The organism is Pseudomonas sp. MWU12-2319, assembly GCF_023242525.1.
Taxonomy (GTDB): domain Bacteria; phylum Pseudomonadota; class Gammaproteobacteria; order Pseudomonadales; family Pseudomonadaceae; genus Aquipseudomonas; species Aquipseudomonas gingeri_D.
On record NZ_JALJES010000002.1, the window covers coordinates 246,321 to 262,063 of the forward strand.

The window sequence follows — 15,743 nt, forward strand, 5'->3', positions numbered from 1 at the left end:
GCCCGCTCAAGCGGCGGGAGTGGCGTGGAAACGGTTAATGGAAAAAGCTTCTATCGGCGTCGACGACTGGCCCTGGCACACCAGTTCGGCGAGGACTTCGCCTACCGCCGGAGCGATCTGGAAGCCCGCCCCGGCAAAACCGAAGGCGTGCAGCAGGCCGGGTTGGGTACTGCTCGGGCCGATCACCGGCTGGCGGTCGGGCAGGTAGCCTTCGGTGCCGCTCCAGGTACGAATCGCCTGGGCCCCTTGCAGAAACGGATAGAGCTCGACGGCCTGGCGCAGAATCTCCAGCACGGCGCTTTGTCCCGGCCGGGCACGGGCGTGGTCCAGGGCAAAACCCTGGCCGCCACCCAATACGCAGTTGCCGCGACTGACCTGGCGGGCATAGATACCGCCGCCCTCGACACCGGTGCTGGCGTCCATCACCAGGGGCAGGGGCTCGGTCACCAGCATCGCCGGATGGCCGGAGTGCATCGGCACCGCTTCTCCGAACTGCGCGGCGAGGCTGCCGGCCCAGGCACCGGCGCAATTGAGCAGCCAGGGCGCGCGGACTTCGAGGCCCTTTTGCGTGCGCAGGAGAAAACCTCGGCCGTCGTGCTCGACCTGGGTCACTTCGCTCTGTTCCAGCACCGTCGCGCCGAGCAGACGAGCCGCCCGGGCAAACGCCGGGGAGACCAGCCGGGGGTTGGCATGACCGTCGTCGGGACAGAAGGACGCGCCCTCGGCGACCTGGCCGACCCACGGAAAACGTCGGTGCAACTGTTCGCGGTCAAGCACTTGCAGATCGAGCCCGAAGCCCTGGCTGCTGTCGGCATAGGCTTGCAGGGCGGCCAGGTCGTCGAGGCTGCGGGCCAGCTTGAGATGCCCCGAGCGCTGGTATTCGCCGTCGATGCCGATCAACTCAGGCAGGCGAGCCCAGATCCCGTGGGCACGCTGGGACAGCGGCAACTGCGACAGCGGCCGACCCTGGCGGCGCACGCCGCCGTAGTTCACGCCGCTGGAATGCGAGCCGCAGAAGTCCCGCTCCAGCAGCGCCACGCTACGGCCTTGACGGCTCAAGGCGAGGGCCGCCGAAGCACCGACAATGCCGCCGCCGAGAATCACCACGTCGACTTCGATCATGGCGCGACCTCCACGCCGAACGGCAGCGGCTTGATTGGCGCCTGGGCCCGCAGACGGCCAATACTGTCCAGGCCCAGGCCGCTTTCACAGGCAATGATTTCCGCCGCCGCCGCGCCGCAGATCCGGCCCTGGCAGCGGCCCATGCCGACCCGGCAATGGGCCTTGACCCGATTGATCTCCCAATGACCTTCGCGGACCACCCCACGTACCTCGCCGACGCTGACTTCCTCGCAGCGGCACAGCATCAGCGTGTCCGGGGCGTCCGCGGCCCAGCGCTCGGGGAAGGGGAAGGCCTGTTCCAGGCCTTGGCGGAAGCCATCGATATGTTGCAGGCGAGTTTCCAAAAACGCTGTCCGCTTTGGATCGACAGCGCGTCCCAGGTCTTCCAGCAGCGCCAGGGCAGCCCGCTCGCCGGCCATTTCCGCCGCATCGGCGCCCATGATTCCAGCGCCATCACCGGCCAGGTAAACCCCCGCCACACTGCTACGCCCGGCGCTATCGCGCTCCGGCAGCCAGGCGCGGTTCAAGGGGTTCCAGGCGAAACGACAGCCGAGCAGATCGGCCAATTGGGTTTCGCTGCGCAGCCCGTGGGCGAAGGCCAGTGCGTCGCAGTCAAGCGAGCGCAGGCGTTTGCCCTGGCGCCAGCGCAACGACTGCACGCGTTGTTCGCCGTCAATCTGTTGCAGATGGGCGTCCTGATGTACCGGGATACCGTGGGCCGTCAGCCAACCGCGGTAGTACAGGCCCTTGGCGAGGGTCAGTGGCTGCCTGAGCAGACCGGGCAGGGCACGGCACTGGGCGCTGAACGGCGTGCTGTCGAGCACCGCGACCACCTTGGCCCCGGCCTTGGCGTATTGGTAGGCCACCAGGTACAGCAGCGGTCCGCTGCCGGCGAACACCACCCGTTGGCCGATGGCACAGCCCTGGTATTTCAGGGCAATCTGCGCGGCACCGAGACTGTAGGCACCGGGCAAGGTCCAGCCGGGGATCGGCAACATCCGGTCGGTAGCGCCTGTGGCGACGATCACCTTCGTGTAGTCCAGGCGCCCGGCACGGCCTTGCTGCAAGGTGTCGAGGGCGCCGTCTTCGGCATTCCACACCAGTGTGTCGGGCCGGTAGTCGAGTTGTTCGCGCAGACGGTCCAGGGTCTGGTGAATCGCTACCGCCTTGCGGGCTTCGAACCCATAGAGTTTCACCGGAGAACGGCGGAAGTTCTCCGGTTGACGGCGATAGATCTGCCCGCCGCCGCGTGCGGCTTCATCCAGCAGGCAGGGGCGCAGGCCATGGGCAACCAGGGTTTGTGCGGCGCGGATACCGGCCGGTCCGGCACCGACGATCACTATCTCAGACATGCTCGACCCGCCGTCTTCTGGAAAAAATGCCACGGCCTTTTACCGACGTGCGGGTCATGCTGGCTTTCTCCCTTCCCGACTCACCTGCTGCCCGGCTTCGAGCATCGTCGAACAGGCGCGCACCCGGCGCCCGTCGGCCAGTCTGACCCAGCAATCCTGGCAAGCACCCATCAGGCAGAACCCGGCACGGGGTTCGCCACTGAAGTCGCTGTGGCGCAGATATTCACCGGCGGTCAGCAGCGCGGTCAGCAGGGTATCGCCCTGCAATCCGCTGGCCGGTTCGCCGTCGAGGGTAAAGTCCAGGGCCGGGCGTTCGCCTTCGGCCAGTCGTGTCAGCAGCGCCATGTCGGCCTCATTGTTTGCCTACCAGTACCCGGTCCAGGCCATAGACCCGGTCGAGCAGAATCATCGTCAGCGCGGTCAGCGCGATCACCAGGGCCGAGACCGCCGCCATCATCGGATCGATGGATTCGGTGGCGTACACGTACATGCGCACCGGCAGGGTCTGGGTCGAGGGGGAGGTGACGAAGATCGACAGCGTCACTTCGTCGAAGCTGTTGATAAAGGCCAGCAGCCAACCACCGGCCACGCCGGGGAGGATCATCGGCAGGGTGATCTGGCGGAACAGCGTGAAGCGTCCGGCCCCCAGGGATTCGGCGGCCTGCTCGGCGCTGCGGTCCATGCCGATGGCGGCGGCCAGTACCAGGCGCAGCACATAAGGCGTGATCACCAGCACATGGGCGGCGATCAACCAGGCGAAGCTGCCGTTGACCCCCATCAGGGCGAACAGGCGCAACAAGGCGACCCCGAGCACCAGGTGCGGGATGATGATCGGCGAGAGAAACAGGCCATTGAGAAAGTCCCGCCCGGGAAACTGATGACGGGTCATCGCCAGGGCCGCTGGGACCGCGATCAGGGTCGCCAGGCTGGCGGCGCTGAAGGCCAGGATCAGGCTGTTGTAGAACGCCTGGACAAAGTCCGCGCGTTCGAACACCGCGCGGAACCAGCGCAGCGAGAAGTGCGTGGTCGGCAGGCTCAGGGTGTTTTCCGGGGTGAAGGCCACCAGGCACACCACCACCAGCGGCGCCATCATGAACACCACGATCAGGCTATGGAACAGCAGGGCCAACGGGCCGTTTCTGGACATTTACGCGGCCCCCAGGGATTTTTTGTAGCGACGCTCGATCATCCGGTTCCACGACAGCATGATCAGCAGGTTGAGCAGCAACAGCACCACGGCAATCGCCGCGCCCATCGGCCAGTTGAGTTCCGAGAGGTACTGGTCGTAGACCAGGGTCGCGACCATCTTCAGCCGGCGTCCGCCGAGCAGGCCGGGAATCGCGAAGGAACTGGCGGACAGGCCGAACACGATCAGCGTGCCGGACAGCACCCCGGGCATCACCTGCGGCAACACCACCAGGCGCATCACCGTGGTGTGGCTGGCACCGAGGGACAGCGCGGCCTGTTCGGCGGCCGGATCGAGCTTTTGCAGCGAGGTCCAGACCGGAATGATCATGAACGGCAACATCACGTGGACCAGGGCGATCACCACCGCGAACGGCGTGTAGAGCAGTTTCATCGGCGCCAGGCCGAAGGCTTGCAGGCTCTGGTTGACCAGGCCGTCGGCACCCAGCAGCAGGCTCCAGCCGAAAGCCCGGACCACCACCGAAATCAGCAACGGGGTGAGGATCAGGATCAGGAAGATCGAGCGCCAGGGCGTGCCCATGCGGCTGAGGATGTAGGCTTCGGGCACCCCGATCAGCACGCAGAGCAGGGTGGTCAGGCCGCTGATCCAGAAGGTCCGCAGGAAGATTTCATAGAAGTACGGATCGCTGAACAGCAGGCCGTAGTGTTCCAGGGTGTAGGCGTGGTCTTTGACCCCGGTCTGGTAATCGAAGACGTTGAACGACAGCACGGCGGTCAGGCCCAGCGGCAGGATCAGCAGGCCGAGGTAGAGCAGCAGGGCCGGCGCCGACAACAGGTAGCCACGGCGCCCCTGGCGCATCCGCGCGAGCAGGTTCATGCCGGCACCTCGCCGTGCTCCAGCACCCGCAGCAGCTCGGCCGGCCAATCCAGGCCCACCGCCGTGCCTTCGTTCAGCGGTGCCGAACCGTCATTGCGGCGCACCACCGTGATCTCGCCGATGGCGGTGTCGATCCGGTACAGCCACTGGCTGCCGAGAAAGAACCGGCTGAGGATTTTGCCGGGCAGACGTCCGCTACCCGCGGCCAGCAGGTCGATCTTTTCCGGGCGCAGGCTCAGGGTCAATTCGCCTTCGCCCGGCAGTTGCCGCACTTGCGGGCAACCACTGGCATCGCGGTCTCCCGGTAGCAGGTTGGCCTTGCCGACGAAGCCGGAAATAAAGCGCGTGCGCGGGTGTTCGTAGAGTTTGTAGGGTTCGTCGATCTGGGTGATGCGCCCGGCCTGCATTACCACCACGCGGTCGCTGATGGACAGCGCTTCGGCCTGGTCGTGGGTGACCATCAGGGTGGTGATACCGACTTCGCGCTGGATGCGGCGAATCTCGAACTGCATCTCTTCGCGCAGATTGGCGTCGAGGTTGGACAGCGGTTCGTCGAGCAACAGCACCGGCGGTTCGATCACCAGGGCCCGGGCCAGCGCGACGCGCTGGCGCTGGCCGCCGGACAGTTCGCGCGGATAACGCTCGGCGTGCTGGTGCAGGCGCACCAGCTGCAACACCGTCGCCACCCGCTTGCGCACTTCGGCGGCCGGCACCTTGCGCATGCGCAGGCCGAAGGCGACGTTGTCCTCGACACTCATATGGGGAAACAGCGCGTAGCTCTGGAATACCACACCGAGGCCGCGACTGCTGGGCTTGGCGTGGGTGATATCGCGGTTGTCGAGAAGAATCGCGCCGGCGCTGACTTCGACGAAGCCGGCGATCATTTGCAGGGTCGTGGTCTTGCCGCAACCGGAGGGACCGAGCAGCGAGACGAACTCGCCCTTGTCCACCGAGAGATGCGTGGCGACTACGGCTTCGATCTCGCCATAACGCTTGCACACGCCTTCAAGTCGTAGAAAGGCCATAACTGCGTTCCACCTGTGTGTTGTTGTGTACGCCGGGGCGCACTTTTTTGTCATGGGCAGAGACGAAAGGGTATTGCCGGGGTGCGTGGTGCTCGACCTGTGTCGGCTACCGGTGTTGTTCGAATCGCCCCTTGTGGACGCAGAGTAGGACGAAGCCTAGGATGTGCGAAAGAGTGAATTTCACTGAAAGAATGATTATTTTCGCTTTCATTCATTGAATAAATTTTCAGATGGGAAAAGCAATAATGGATTCCACTGAGCGGAATGATAAGAAAAGTGAAGTCGGTGTCAGCGCGGTGTCTCGGCTGTTTGCCGTGTTGCGCAGCCTGGGGGAGACGCCGGAGGGTGGTGAACGGGTGACCCAGTTGGCCGAACGGGTCGGTTTGTCCCAGCCGACCACGCATCGGTTGCTGCGCAGCCTGGTGGACGAGGGCATGGTCGAGCAGGACGGGCGCAGCAAACGTTATCGCCTGAGCCTGGACTTTTTTGCCCTGGCGGCCCGGGCCGGGCAGACCGGCAATCTGCGTGAACTGGTGCGGCCGGCGTTATTGCGTTTGTCGGCATCGCTGGGGGATTCGTTGTTTCTCCTGGCCCGCAGCGGCTTTGATGCGATCTGCCTGGACCGTAGCGAAGGACCGTTTCCGATCCGCACCTTTACCGGCGATATCGGTGGGCGCGTGGCCCTGGGGGTGGGGCAGGGCAGTTTGGCGATTCTCGCCTTCCTGCCGGAGGAGGAGCGGGAAACGGTGATCCGCTACAACCTGCCGCGACTGCGGGATTTCCATCTGTATGACGAAGTGCTGCTGCGTTCGGAAGTGGAGAATGTGCGCAAGCTCGGGTATGCCGGTCGCAACACCGGGGTGCTGCAGGGCATGGCCGGGGTGGCGGTACCGATCCTGGATCGCGAGGGCCGGGCGGTGGCGGCGTTGAGCGTGGCCACCATCAGCGACCGCCTGGGACCGGATCGCCTGCCGACGGTGGTGGAGTTGCTCAAGCGCGAGGCCGCGGCGATCGGGCCACGGATCAATCCGTTTGATCCGTTGTTGCGGCGACCGTCGCAGATATTTGGTACTGCACAGTAGGGGGTTCAGCTTGGAAATTCTTGGGTGGATTTGAGGGCCTCTTCGCGGGCAAGCTCCGCTCCCACAATATCGGCGTAGAACTCAAAATTTGTGTACAACCGAGGTCCTGTGGGAGCGGAGCTTGCCCGCGAAAGGGCCCTCAAGAACAGCGAAAACCTCAGACCCTAGAACCGTGTGGTCTGCTGCAACAGCTGCGCCGCCGGGCTGTCCGCCGGAGCCACCATCGCGTAGTTGTAGCCGCTGCCGGACCAGTACTCGGTCTGCAGCTCACCATCCCGCCGCCCACCGCGGTCCAGCAGATGATTCTGCGGGCCCGGTGGCCGTACGTAGTAGCTGATCCGCTGCCCTTGCGGGTTCTCATACAGCACCATCGCCGCCGCACCCTGCTCGGTGCTCAGCAAGCGCGCACTGACCGGCTTGAACCCGGCGTTCTGCAGGTTCGGTAAACGGTTGGCCTGGGTGAAGTAACGATCGAGCCAGCCTTGCAGGTCGCCGCTCTGCTCGACCTTGAAGTCAGCCGGCAGGATGTCCTGGGTGGCGAACATGCGATAGGCCTGGACCGCGTCGGCCATCGGCGCGGGCAGCGGGAAAGTCATCTGCCGCGCCTGCCAGCCGCTGACACCGCCGATGCTCACGGCAATCAGCAACACCGCGGCGCTGGCGAAGTGCCGACGGGACTGACCGCGCAGGCGTCGGCGAATCACGCTCGGATCCAGCGCCGGGTTCGCCGGCATCTGCAAGGCACCGCCCAGGGCCGCGCGCAAGTGCTGGGCATCACGCTGCCAGTCGCGGACCTGTTCGGCCAGTTCCGGGTGGCTCGCCAGGTACGTCTCCAGCAACTGCCGGTCGGCATCGCTGAGCTGATGATCGACGTAGGCGTGCAGGTCGCGTTCGCTTGGAGGAATAGTGATCATTTCAATATCCGCAGGGAGGGGCTGGTGATTTCGCCTTCGCTGAGCTGACGCAGGGCCTGGCGGGCGCGGGACAGACGCGACATCACGGTGCCGGTGGGGACGTCGAGAATCTCGGCGACCTCCTTATAACTCAAACCTTCCACCGAGACCCAGAGCAACAAGGCCCGTTGCTCGGTGGGCAGCAGCTCGAAGGCTTCCAGGGTCGACTGGGCCACCACCGTGCGTTCCACCGAGGGCTGGGCATCGTCGCGGCCGGTAAAGAACTCGAGCATCCGCGCATAACGTTTGCCGCGACGGTGGGCGTCGATGAATTGGCGATACAGGATCGAGAACAGCCAGGCCCGCAGGTCGCCCTCGGCACGCTTGTCGCCCCAACTGGACAGGGCGCGCTCCAGGCTGGCCTGGACCAGGTCGTCGGCACTGCTGGGATTGCGCGTCAACGACACGGCGAAACGCCGCATTCGCGGGATCAATTCACGTAACTGCTCATCGAGATCGTTCATGGAATCCTGCGGGTTTTTAACCAGTCACTACGCTTGGACTAGCAAGACGCCTGGCCTCGAAGGTTATTCCAACGGCCGGAAAATAAATATTCGAAAAATAAATCGGGGCGCCTGGAATAAACCGGGACGGCCTTCGTCTTATAGCTCCTTCACCCTGTGGCCGCCTGAGGCCCTGGAGTTTTTTCATGGTAGATCACACACCACCGGCCCTCAGCGGTTCGAGCAAGGTCTTGCGCCTGGTGGGCATCGCCGTCGTGCTCGCCGTCCTGGTCGGGGCCTTTGCCTATGTCAACGGTCGGCTCGATCCGGCGCGCCTGACCCCCGGACGGATCGTCAATACCTTCGAGAAAAACAACGGCCTGCATGCCGGCTTCAGGCGTAATCATGCCAAGGGCGTGTGTGTGGCCGGGTATTTTGAAAGCAGCGATGCCGCCCGTGCCTATTCCACCGCCCAGGTCTTCCGCGAAGGCAGCGTGCCGGTGGAAGGACGCTTCGCCTTGCCCAGCGGTAACCCTTACGCGCCGGACAGCAGCGTACCGATTCGCAGCCTCGGTTTGCGTTTCACCCAGGCCAACGGCCAGCAATGGCGCACCGGGATGAACAGCATGCCGGTGTTTCCGGTGGGCACCCCCGAGGCATTTTTCCAGCAACTCAAGGCGGCCTCGCCCGATCCGAGCACCGGCAAGCCGAACCCGGCGGCCATGGCGGCGTTCTTCGCCAGCCACCCGGAAACCGCGCCATTCCTGCAATGGGTCAAGACCGCCAAGCCGTCGGCCAGCTATGCCACCGAAAGCTATAACGGTTTGAATGCCTTCTATCTGGTCGACGCGGCCGGCCGGCGCCAGGCCGTGCGCTGGGGACTGGTGCCGTTGAGCCAGGATGCCGCGGGGGCGACGGCGCCGGACGGTGCCGACTTTCTCGCCAAGGACCTGGCCCAGCGCCTGGCGGCAGGCCCGCTGAAATGGCAATTGCGCCTGATCCTGGCCAATCCCGGCGATCCGACGGACGATGCCAGTCGGCAATGGACCGGCGAACACAAGGTGCTCAACGCCGGCACCCTGGTGCTGGAAAGCACCCAGCCCCAGGACGACGGCGATTGCCGCGATATCAACTACGACCCGCTGATCCTGCCGAGCGGTATCGAGGCTTCGGCCGATCCCCTGCTGGCGGCGCGTTCGGCGGCCTATGCCAGTTCCTATCTGCGTCGCACCAGTGAAGTTGGCTCCCTGCCTGCCGCCCATTCGTCACAGGAGTCCCGCCCATGAGCGCCCCTTCGAATCACTTCGCGCCCCTGGCGCGCCTGCTGCATTGGTTGATGGCACTGATGATCCTGGCGATGCTGTTTATCGGTGCTGGGATGGTGGCCTCGGTGTCCGAGCGGCATGAATGGTTGCTGCACCTGCACAAGCCGCTGGGGATTGCGATTCTGCTGCTGGTGGTGGTGCGCCTGGTGGTGCGTTTCAGCACCCGTCAGCCAGTGCTGCCGAGTGACTTGCCGGGATGGCAGGCGCTGGCGGCGAAGCTGTCCCATGTGTTGCTGTATGCGTTGATGCTGGTCTTGCCGCTGCTGGGCTGGGCAATGATTTCGGCGGCGGGGGATCCGGTGATGTTGAGCAGCTCGCTGCAGTTGCCGGCGATCATGTCGGCCAATCCGACGACTTTTGCCTTTTTGCGCAAGGCCCATGGGTACCTGGCATATCTGTTGTTCCTGACGGTGTTGGTGCACCTGGCCGCGGCGCTGTTCCATGGCTGGATTCGTCGGGATGGGGTGTTGGAAAGCATGGTGCGCGGCAAGGATTGAAGTCATTGGTTGTTCGGGCGGGCCTCTTCGCGGGCAAGCCCTGCTCCTACAAGTTCCGGGTGTACGCAAGATTTCGGTACGACTCGATCCTGTAGGAGCAGGGCTTGCCCGCGAAGGCGTCCGTCCCGGCACCACTGATTCAATGGTTTTTCACCACCCTCAGCGACCACCCCCAATACCCCAACGCCAGCGTATTGAGGCCCGCCCCCAACAGACAAACCCCCAACCAACCTGCCCAGGCATACATCGCCGTCGCCCCGATCGACCCCGCCGCGCTACCCACTGAATAAAACACCATATAACCCGCCGCCAGCCGGCTTTGCGCCTGCGGCCTGACGCTATAGATCAGCGTCTGGCTGGTGACATGCACCGCCTGCAAGCCCAGGTCCAGGGCAATCACTCCCAGCAGCAAGGCCCACAGCGACGATTGGGTAAAGGCAATCGGCAGCCAGGACAACAGCATCAGCAACAAGGCGCCGCCGCTGGTCCACTGCGCCCAGCCGCGATCCGCCAGTTGTCCGGCCCGGGCGGCGCCCAGGGCGCTGGCGGCACCGGCCAGGCCGAACAGACCGATCTCGGTATGGGACAGCGACAGCGGCGGGGCGCTCAGGGGCAACACCAATGGCGTCCACAACACCGTCGCGGCGGCAAAGATCAACATCGCCAGCACGGCCCGATCCCGCAGGACCTTTTCCTCCTTGAACAGCGTGAAGACCGAAACGATCAGCGCTCCATACGCCCGCCGTGGCCGGGGCGGCTCGACCCGCGGCAGGGCCCGCCACAGCAGGCCCGCCATTAACAGCGTCAGGGCACCGGACAACCCATAGACCGAGCGCCAGCCGGCCAGGTCGGCCATGCCGCCGGCCACACTGCGGGCCAGCAGCAGGCCGACCACGATGCCACTGGTGACTGTCCCGACCACCTGGCCGCGCTCACCCGGTGCTGCCAGATGGGTGGCGTAGGCCACCAGCACCTGGGTCACCACGGCCAGCAAGCCGACGCCGGCCAACCCGATCAGCAGCCAGACACTGCTGGGGGCCAGGGCAGTGACCAGCAGCGCCACCACCGAAAGCAGCATCTGCCCGACGATCAGACGTCGGCGGTTGAACAGGTCGCCGAGGGGGACCAGCAACAGCAGGCCCAGTCCATAGCCGATCTGGGTCAGGCTGATCACGATGCCGACGCTGGCAGGGTCCATGGCAAAGGTCTCGGCCATGGCGTCCAGCAGCGGCTGGGCGTAGTAGACATTGCCCACCGACAGCCCGCAGGCAAAGGCGAACAGCAGCACCACCGCGCCGGGCAGGTGTGTGGCAGTGTCCAGGGCATGGGAGGTGAGCGGTGCTTCAGATTCCATGATCGGCTCCGGGATTTGTGGTTGCTTTTTGAAACTACTTGTACCCTAGAGTGACTGGTTTTATATTGCAACCACATTTGTCGGCGGAGCTTCAGGCCATGGTCAAGCGTTCGAGTCTGGAGGGGGGCGAATGTCCGGTGGCCCGGTCACTGGACGCCATCGGTGATGGTTGGTCATTGTTGATCATCCGTGATGCATTTGACGGCATCCGTCGTTTTGGCGAGTTCCAGCGCAATCTGGGCATGGCCAAGAATATTCTCGCGACGCGACTGAAAAGCCTGGTGGCCCATGGCGTGCTGGAGATCGTCCCGGCGTCCGATGGCAGTGCGTATCAGGAGTACGTGTTGACGACGAAGGGTAAGGCCCTGTTTCACCTGATCATCGGTTTGCGCCAGTGGGGCGAGGCGTATCTCTACGAGCCGGGAGAGCGCCATTCAGTGATGGTGGATCAGCAGCAGGGTGCGGCGTTGCGACCGCTGGAGTTGCGTGCCGAGGATGGCCGCTTGCTGGGGCCGGAGGATTGTCGGCGGATTCCGGCGGATGAGGTGTGACCACCGCTGACCTTGAAGTCGACGCCGCTTTTGCAGGAGCCGGCTTGCTGGCGATAGCAATCTGCGGGGCGCCGCCAGAACCTCAGCCTATCGGCTGATCGCCAGCAAGCCGGCTCATAAAGATCAGCGTATGGCGATTATTCGCGGGAAAACCGCTCGCGGCTGTTGCTCAAGTGCGTCCACATCGCCGCACGCGCCGCATCCGGGTCCTGGCGGCGGATGGCGTTGAGGATCGCCTCGTGCTCCAGGCTGGCGAGCTGGCCCAGTTGCGCCAGGTCGGCATCGCCGCGCTCCGCCCCCGGCACCCGGGTGCGCGGAATCATCGAGCTGCCCAGGTGCAGCAAAATCTCGGAAAAATAGGCGTTGCCGGTGGCTTCGGCGATCAGCAGGTGAAAACGCTGGTCGGCCGCCACACAGCTATCGTTGTTGGCCAGCAGGCTCCGATACTCGTCCAGCGCCGCACGCATCTGCTTGAGGTGCTCATCGCTGCGCCGCCGCGCCGCCAGCGCCGCCGCCTGGGTTTCCAGACCCAGGCGCAGTTCCAGCAGATCGCGCACGCTCAACGCGGTTTCCACATTCAGGCGCAAGCCGTGGGGCTCCTGGCGCTCCAGCACGAAACTGCCGACACCATGATGGGTTTCCACCCAGCCGGCGGCCTGCAATTTGGAAATCGCTTCGCGCACCACCGTACGGCTGACCTTGTGCTCAGACACGATGGCACTTTCCGACGGCAGTTTGTCGCCCGCTTTCAAATGTCCCAGGCGAATCTGCTGGGTCAGATGATCGACCAGGTCATGGGCCAGGTTGGGGCTGCGTTTGCGCCGCGGCGCAGAAGGGGCGGTTTCAGTGTTCATGGGCGTGTCACACAGGAGCGAGGGCAAAGCTTAACACTCGTATGACAAGAGGCGTAGGGGGGGGGCGCCAGCATGTATGACAACTTGAAATCAGGAGCGGCTGACTTCGAATGATGGCTTTGGACAAACATCCCCGGATGATTTTTTTGGGTATTTTAATTTTAAAAAAAGTATTTATAAATCAATTATATAGATATTTTTTTGAATGTTTTTACGTTCAGCATCGGTCATTTGTCCCAGGAAACCCCCGCAGGAGCACTTGTTGAGCTATTTTTCTACTCGTATGATGACTGTCGACTGGCTCGTCTGATCCAGCACCCCCGCACACAAAAATAACCCGTGGGAGACCTGTCGTGAACAACACCCTAGATCCGTCCGCAGCAGCGGAACGCGATTCCCTGCTGGCCGTCGCCGTGGCGAAGGTCAAGCGCCATGTGCTGCCGCTGTTCGTCATCATGTTTATCATCAACTATATCGACCGGGTAAACATCGGCTTCGTGCGCACGCACCTGGAACATGACCTGGGGATCGGCGCTGCCGCCTACGGTTTTGGTGCTGGGCTGTTCTTCATCGGTTATGCACTGTTCGAAGTTCCATCCAATATTTTCTTGCAGAAGGTCGGTGCACGGTTCTGGTTGACCCGCATCATGTTCACCTGGGGGCTGGTGGCCACGGCCATGGCCTTTGTCCAGAACGAAACCCATTTCTATATCCTGCGTTTCCTGCTCGGGGTGGCCGAGGCCGGCTTCTTTCCCGGGGTGATCTACTACTTCACCCGCTGGCTGCCAGGGGTTGAGCGCGGCAAGGCGATCGCCATTTTCCTCAGTGGTTCGGCCGTGGCCTCGCTGATCTCCGGCCCGCTGTCCGGGGCCTTGCTGCAGATCGAAGGCTTCGGCTGGCACGGCTGGCAGTGGATGTTCATCATCGAGGGTCTGGCCTCGGTGGTGCTTTGCGGGTTCACCTGGTTCTGGCTCGACTCCACGCCCAAGGACGCGAAGTGGCTGAGCGTCGCCGAGCAGCAGGTGCTGGTGCAGGTCATCGAGGACGAACAGCAGCAGCGCGACGCCTCGATGCCGGTCAAACCGTCGATCTGGAGCCTGCTCAAGGACCGCCAGATCCTGCTGTTCTGCGTGTTGTATTTCTGCATCCAACTGACCATCTATGCCGCCACCTTCTGGCTGCCGAGCATCATCAAGAAGATGGGCCAGATGAGCGACCTGCAGGTGGGCTTCTTCAACTCGATTCCCTGGCTGATATCCATCATCGCCATGTATGCCTTCGCGGCCGCCTCGGGCAAGTGGAAACACCAGCAGGCCTGGGTCGCCTCGGCCCTGCTGATCGCGGCGCTGGGGATGTTCATGTCCACCACCGGCGGGCCGATCTTCGCCTTTGTCGCGGTGTGCTTCGCGGCCATCGGCTTCAAGTCCGCCTCGTCGCTGTTCTGGCCGATTCCCCAGGCCTACCTGGATGCGCGCATCGCCGCGGCGGTAATTGCCCTGATCAACTCCACAGGCAACCTCGGCGGCTTTGTCGCGCCGGCCACCTTCGGCCTGCTGGAGGAACGCACCGGCTCGATCCAGGGCGGCTTGTACGGCCTGGCGGCGGCCTCAGTGATCGCCGCGATCCTGGTGTTCTTTGCCCGGACCCAGCCCAAGCCGACCCAGACATTACCGGGATCGGTCAGCCCGGCCCTGAACAAATCCCATTGAAGACTGCGGTTGAACACAGGTACGAATCATGACGACAAACACTCTCCACGCGGCCGGCCAGGCCCCCGTCATCACTGGCTTGCAGGTCATCCCGGTGGCCGGCCACGACAGCATGTTGCTGAACCTGAGCGGTGCCCACGGCCCGTTTTTCACCCGCAATATCGTGATCATCACCGACAGCAGCGGCCGCACCGGCGTCGGTGAAGTGCCGGGAGGCGAACGTATCCGCGCGACCCTGGAGGACGCCCGCTCGCTGTTGCTGGGGCAGTCCATCGGCAACTACCAGAAGCTGCTCAACGAGGTGCGCCGCACGTTCGCCGAGCGCGATGCCGGCGGTCGTGGCCAGCAGACTTTCGACCTGCGGATCACCATCCATGCGGTGACGGCACTGGAAGCCGCGCTGCTCGACCTGCTCGGTCAGTTCCTCGGCGTACCCGTGGCAGCCTTGCTGGGCGAGGGGCAACAGCGTGATGCGGTGAAGGTGTTGGGTTACCTGTTCTATATCGGTGATCGCGGCAAGACCGACCTGGCCTACCGTCACGAAGCCGAGGCGGATGACGCCTGGTTCCGCCTGCGTCATGAAGAGGCGATGACCCCCGAAGCCATCGTCAAGCTGGCTGAAGCCGCCCAGGCGCGCTACGGCTTCAATGACTTCAAACTCAAGGGCGGCGTGCTTAGTGGCGCGGCGGAAATCGAAGCGGTCACGGCGTTGGCCGAACGCTTCCCCCTGGCGCGGATCACCCTCGACCCCAACGGCGCCTGGTCGCTGAAGGAAGCCATCGCCCTGTGCCGTGATCAGCATCATGTGCTGGCCTATGCCGAGGACCCTTGCGGTGCCGAGAACGGCTATTCGGGTCGTGAAGTCATGGCCGAGTTCCGCCGGGCCACGGGCCTGCCGACGGCGACCAATATGATCGCCACCGACTGGCGGGAAATGGGTCATGCGATTCAGTTGCATGCCGTCGATATTCCCCTGGCCGATCCGCATTTCTGGACCATGCAGGGCTCGGTTCGGGTCGCGCAGATGTGCCATGAATGGGGGCTGACCTGGGGTTCGCACTCCAACAACCACTTCGATATTTCCCTGGCGATGTTCACCCATGTCGCCGCTGCCGCGCCGGGTGAGATCACTGCCATCGACACCCACTGGATCTGGCAGGACGGTCAGGGCCTGACCCGGGATCCGCTGCAGATCGTCGACGGTTTTATCCAGGTTCCGCAAAAGCCGGGGTTGGGCATCGAACTGGATATGGACGCGGTGGCCAAGGCCCATGAGTGCTACAAGAACATGGGCCTCGGTGCCCGCGATGACGCCGTGGCGATGCAGTTTCTGATTCCCGGCTGGTCGTTCAACAACAAGCGCCCGTGCCTGGTGCGCTGAGGCCTATTCGGGGCTGAACAGGGTCACGGCGACGATCTGCTCGCCGTCGACGCGTACTTGCAACACGCTACG

General features: G+C 63.8%; 16 protein-coding genes. 6 read left to right on the forward strand and 10 right to left on the reverse strand.

The window, feature by feature from the left end; all coding sequences use genetic code 11:
• Positions 1 to 6: 6 nt before the first annotated feature.
• From M5C01_RS03810 to M5C01_RS03835, 6 genes are read right to left on the reverse strand one after another with little or no spacing between them, the layout of a single operon-like run.
• On the reverse strand, positions 7 to 1,122 hold the full coding sequence (locus M5C01_RS03810) for an FAD-dependent oxidoreductase (RefSeq protein WP_152737345.1): 1,116 nt from the start codon (positions 1,120 to 1,122) through the stop codon (positions 7 to 9).
• Complete coding sequence (locus M5C01_RS03815; RefSeq protein WP_152737346.1) at positions 1,119 to 2,474, reverse strand: FAD/NAD(P)-binding oxidoreductase; 1,356 nt, start codon at positions 2,472 to 2,474, stop codon at positions 1,119 to 1,121. Before M5C01_RS03815 ends, M5C01_RS03810 begins: the two co-directional genes overlap by 4 nt.
• 54 nt (positions 2,475 to 2,528) lie before the next feature.
• Positions 2,529 to 2,819, reverse strand: a complete 291-nt coding sequence (locus M5C01_RS03820; RefSeq protein ID WP_152737347.1) for a (2Fe-2S)-binding protein — start codon at positions 2,817 to 2,819, stop codon at positions 2,529 to 2,531.
• A gap of 7 nt (positions 2,820 to 2,826) precedes the next feature.
• Positions 2,827 to 3,621, reverse strand: a complete 795-nt coding sequence (locus M5C01_RS03825; protein ID WP_100942727.1) for an ABC transporter permease — start codon at positions 3,619 to 3,621, stop codon at positions 2,827 to 2,829.
• Positions 3,622 to 4,497 carry an ABC transporter permease gene (locus tag M5C01_RS03830; RefSeq protein WP_152737348.1) on the reverse strand — a complete coding sequence of 292 codons (876 nt, stop codon included), beginning with the start codon at positions 4,495 to 4,497 and terminating at the stop codon, positions 3,622 to 3,624.
• Complete coding sequence (locus tag M5C01_RS03835; RefSeq protein WP_103497848.1) at positions 4,494 to 5,522, reverse strand: ABC transporter ATP-binding protein; 1,029 nt, start codon at positions 5,520 to 5,522, stop codon at positions 4,494 to 4,496. The genes M5C01_RS03830 and M5C01_RS03835 overlap by 4 nt, the downstream gene beginning before the upstream one ends.
• A 242-nt stretch (positions 5,523 to 5,764) precedes the next feature.
• Between M5C01_RS03835 and M5C01_RS03840 the strand changes: the two genes are divergently transcribed.
• Positions 5,765 to 6,604: an IclR family transcriptional regulator gene (locus M5C01_RS03840; protein WP_178129769.1), complete on the forward strand. Its 840-nt coding sequence runs from the start codon at positions 5,765 to 5,767 to the stop codon at positions 6,602 to 6,604.
• A gap of 164 nt (positions 6,605 to 6,768) precedes the next feature.
• Here the strand turns inward: M5C01_RS03840 and M5C01_RS03845 are convergent, their stop codons facing one another.
• Positions 6,769 to 7,518, reverse strand: coding sequence for an anti-sigma factor (locus tag M5C01_RS03845; protein WP_152737350.1), 750 nt, complete (start codon positions 7,516 to 7,518; stop codon positions 6,769 to 6,771).
• Complete coding sequence (locus tag M5C01_RS03850; protein WP_152737351.1) at positions 7,515 to 8,021, reverse strand: sigma-70 family RNA polymerase sigma factor; 507 nt, start codon at positions 8,019 to 8,021, stop codon at positions 7,515 to 7,517. Before M5C01_RS03850 ends, M5C01_RS03845 begins: the two co-directional genes overlap by 4 nt.
• 185 nt (positions 8,022 to 8,206) lie before the next feature.
• On the opposite strand from M5C01_RS03850, the gene M5C01_RS03855 reads away from it, so the two are divergent.
• Both M5C01_RS03855 and M5C01_RS03860 read left to right on the forward strand, forming a co-directional pair.
• Positions 8,207 to 9,286, forward strand: a complete 1,080-nt coding sequence (locus M5C01_RS03855; RefSeq protein WP_152737352.1) for a catalase family peroxidase — start codon at positions 8,207 to 8,209, stop codon at positions 9,284 to 9,286.
• Positions 9,283 to 9,822, forward strand: coding sequence for a cytochrome b (locus M5C01_RS03860; RefSeq protein WP_152737353.1), 540 nt, complete (start codon positions 9,283 to 9,285; stop codon positions 9,820 to 9,822). Before M5C01_RS03855 ends, M5C01_RS03860 begins: the two co-directional genes overlap by 4 nt.
• 139 nt (positions 9,823 to 9,961) lie before the next feature.
• Here M5C01_RS03860 and M5C01_RS03865 read toward each other — a convergent pair whose 3' ends face one another.
• Positions 9,962 to 11,176: an MFS transporter gene (locus tag M5C01_RS03865; protein ID WP_152737354.1), complete on the reverse strand. Its 1,215-nt coding sequence runs from the start codon at positions 11,174 to 11,176 to the stop codon at positions 9,962 to 9,964.
• Positions 11,177 to 11,274: 98 nt separating this feature from the next.
• Here M5C01_RS03865 and M5C01_RS03870 point away from each other — a divergent pair, with 98 nt between their 5' ends.
• Complete coding sequence (locus M5C01_RS03870; protein ID WP_103497860.1) at positions 11,275 to 11,727, forward strand: helix-turn-helix domain-containing protein; 453 nt, start codon at positions 11,275 to 11,277, stop codon at positions 11,725 to 11,727.
• 137 nt (positions 11,728 to 11,864) lie between these two features.
• Here M5C01_RS03870 and M5C01_RS03875 read toward each other — a convergent pair whose 3' ends face one another.
• Complete coding sequence (locus M5C01_RS03875; RefSeq protein ID WP_103497862.1) at positions 11,865 to 12,581, reverse strand: FadR/GntR family transcriptional regulator; 717 nt, start codon at positions 12,579 to 12,581, stop codon at positions 11,865 to 11,867.
• Positions 12,582 to 12,934: 353 nt separating this feature from the next.
• On the opposite strand from M5C01_RS03875, the gene M5C01_RS03880 reads away from it, so the two are divergent.
• A complete protein-coding gene (locus tag M5C01_RS03880) occupies positions 12,935 to 14,290 on the forward strand; it encodes an MFS transporter (RefSeq protein WP_178129748.1) in 1,356 nt (451 codons plus the stop codon).
• Positions 14,291 to 14,318: 28 nt separating this feature from the next.
• Positions 14,319 to 15,671: a glucarate dehydratase gene (gudD, locus tag M5C01_RS03885; protein WP_152737355.1), complete on the forward strand. Its 1,353-nt coding sequence runs from the start codon at positions 14,319 to 14,321 to the stop codon at positions 15,669 to 15,671.
• Positions 15,672 to 15,743 lie beyond the last annotated feature (72 nt).

What these genes read in the sequence shown, in the direction of transcription:
- M5C01_RS03855 (WP_152737352.1), top strand. Translation starts at nt 8,207, where the DNA reads ATGGTAGATCACACACCACCGGCCCTCAGCGGTTCGAGCAAGGTCTTG.
- M5C01_RS03850 (WP_152737351.1), bottom strand. Translation starts at nt 8,021, where the DNA reads ATGAACGATCTCGATGAGCAGTTACGTGAATTGATCCCGCGAATGCGG.
- M5C01_RS03845 (WP_152737350.1), bottom strand. Translation starts at nt 7,518, where the DNA reads ATGATCACTATTCCTCCAAGCGAACGCGACCTGCACGCCTACGTCGAT.
- gudD (WP_152737355.1), top strand. Translation starts at nt 14,319, where the DNA reads ATGACGACAAACACTCTCCACGCGGCCGGCCAGGCCCCCGTCATCACT.
- M5C01_RS03815 (WP_152737346.1), bottom strand. Translation starts at nt 2,474, where the DNA reads ATGTCTGAGATAGTGATCGTCGGTGCCGGACCGGCCGGTATCCGCGCC.
- M5C01_RS03870 (WP_103497860.1), top strand. Translation starts at nt 11,275, where the DNA reads ATGGTCAAGCGTTCGAGTCTGGAGGGGGGCGAATGTCCGGTGGCCCGG.
- M5C01_RS03835 (WP_103497848.1), bottom strand. Translation starts at nt 5,522, where the DNA reads ATGGCCTTTCTACGACTTGAAGGCGTGTGCAAGCGTTATGGCGAGATC.
- M5C01_RS03825 (WP_100942727.1), bottom strand. Translation starts at nt 3,621, where the DNA reads ATGTCCAGAAACGGCCCGTTGGCCCTGCTGTTCCATAGCCTGATCGTG.
- M5C01_RS03820 (WP_152737347.1), bottom strand. Translation starts at nt 2,819, where the DNA reads ATGGCGCTGCTGACACGACTGGCCGAAGGCGAACGCCCGGCCCTGGAC.
- M5C01_RS03875 (WP_103497862.1), bottom strand. Translation starts at nt 12,581, where the DNA reads ATGAACACTGAAACCGCCCCTTCTGCGCCGCGGCGCAAACGCAGCCCC.
- M5C01_RS03810 (WP_152737345.1), bottom strand. Translation starts at nt 1,122, where the DNA reads ATGATCGAAGTCGACGTGGTGATTCTCGGCGGCGGCATTGTCGGTGCT.
- M5C01_RS03860 (WP_152737353.1), top strand. Translation starts at nt 9,283, where the DNA reads ATGAGCGCCCCTTCGAATCACTTCGCGCCCCTGGCGCGCCTGCTGCAT.
- M5C01_RS03865 (WP_152737354.1), bottom strand. Translation starts at nt 11,176, where the DNA reads ATGGAATCTGAAGCACCGCTCACCTCCCATGCCCTGGACACTGCCACA.
- M5C01_RS03830 (WP_152737348.1), bottom strand. Translation starts at nt 4,497, where the DNA reads ATGAACCTGCTCGCGCGGATGCGCCAGGGGCGCCGTGGCTACCTGTTG.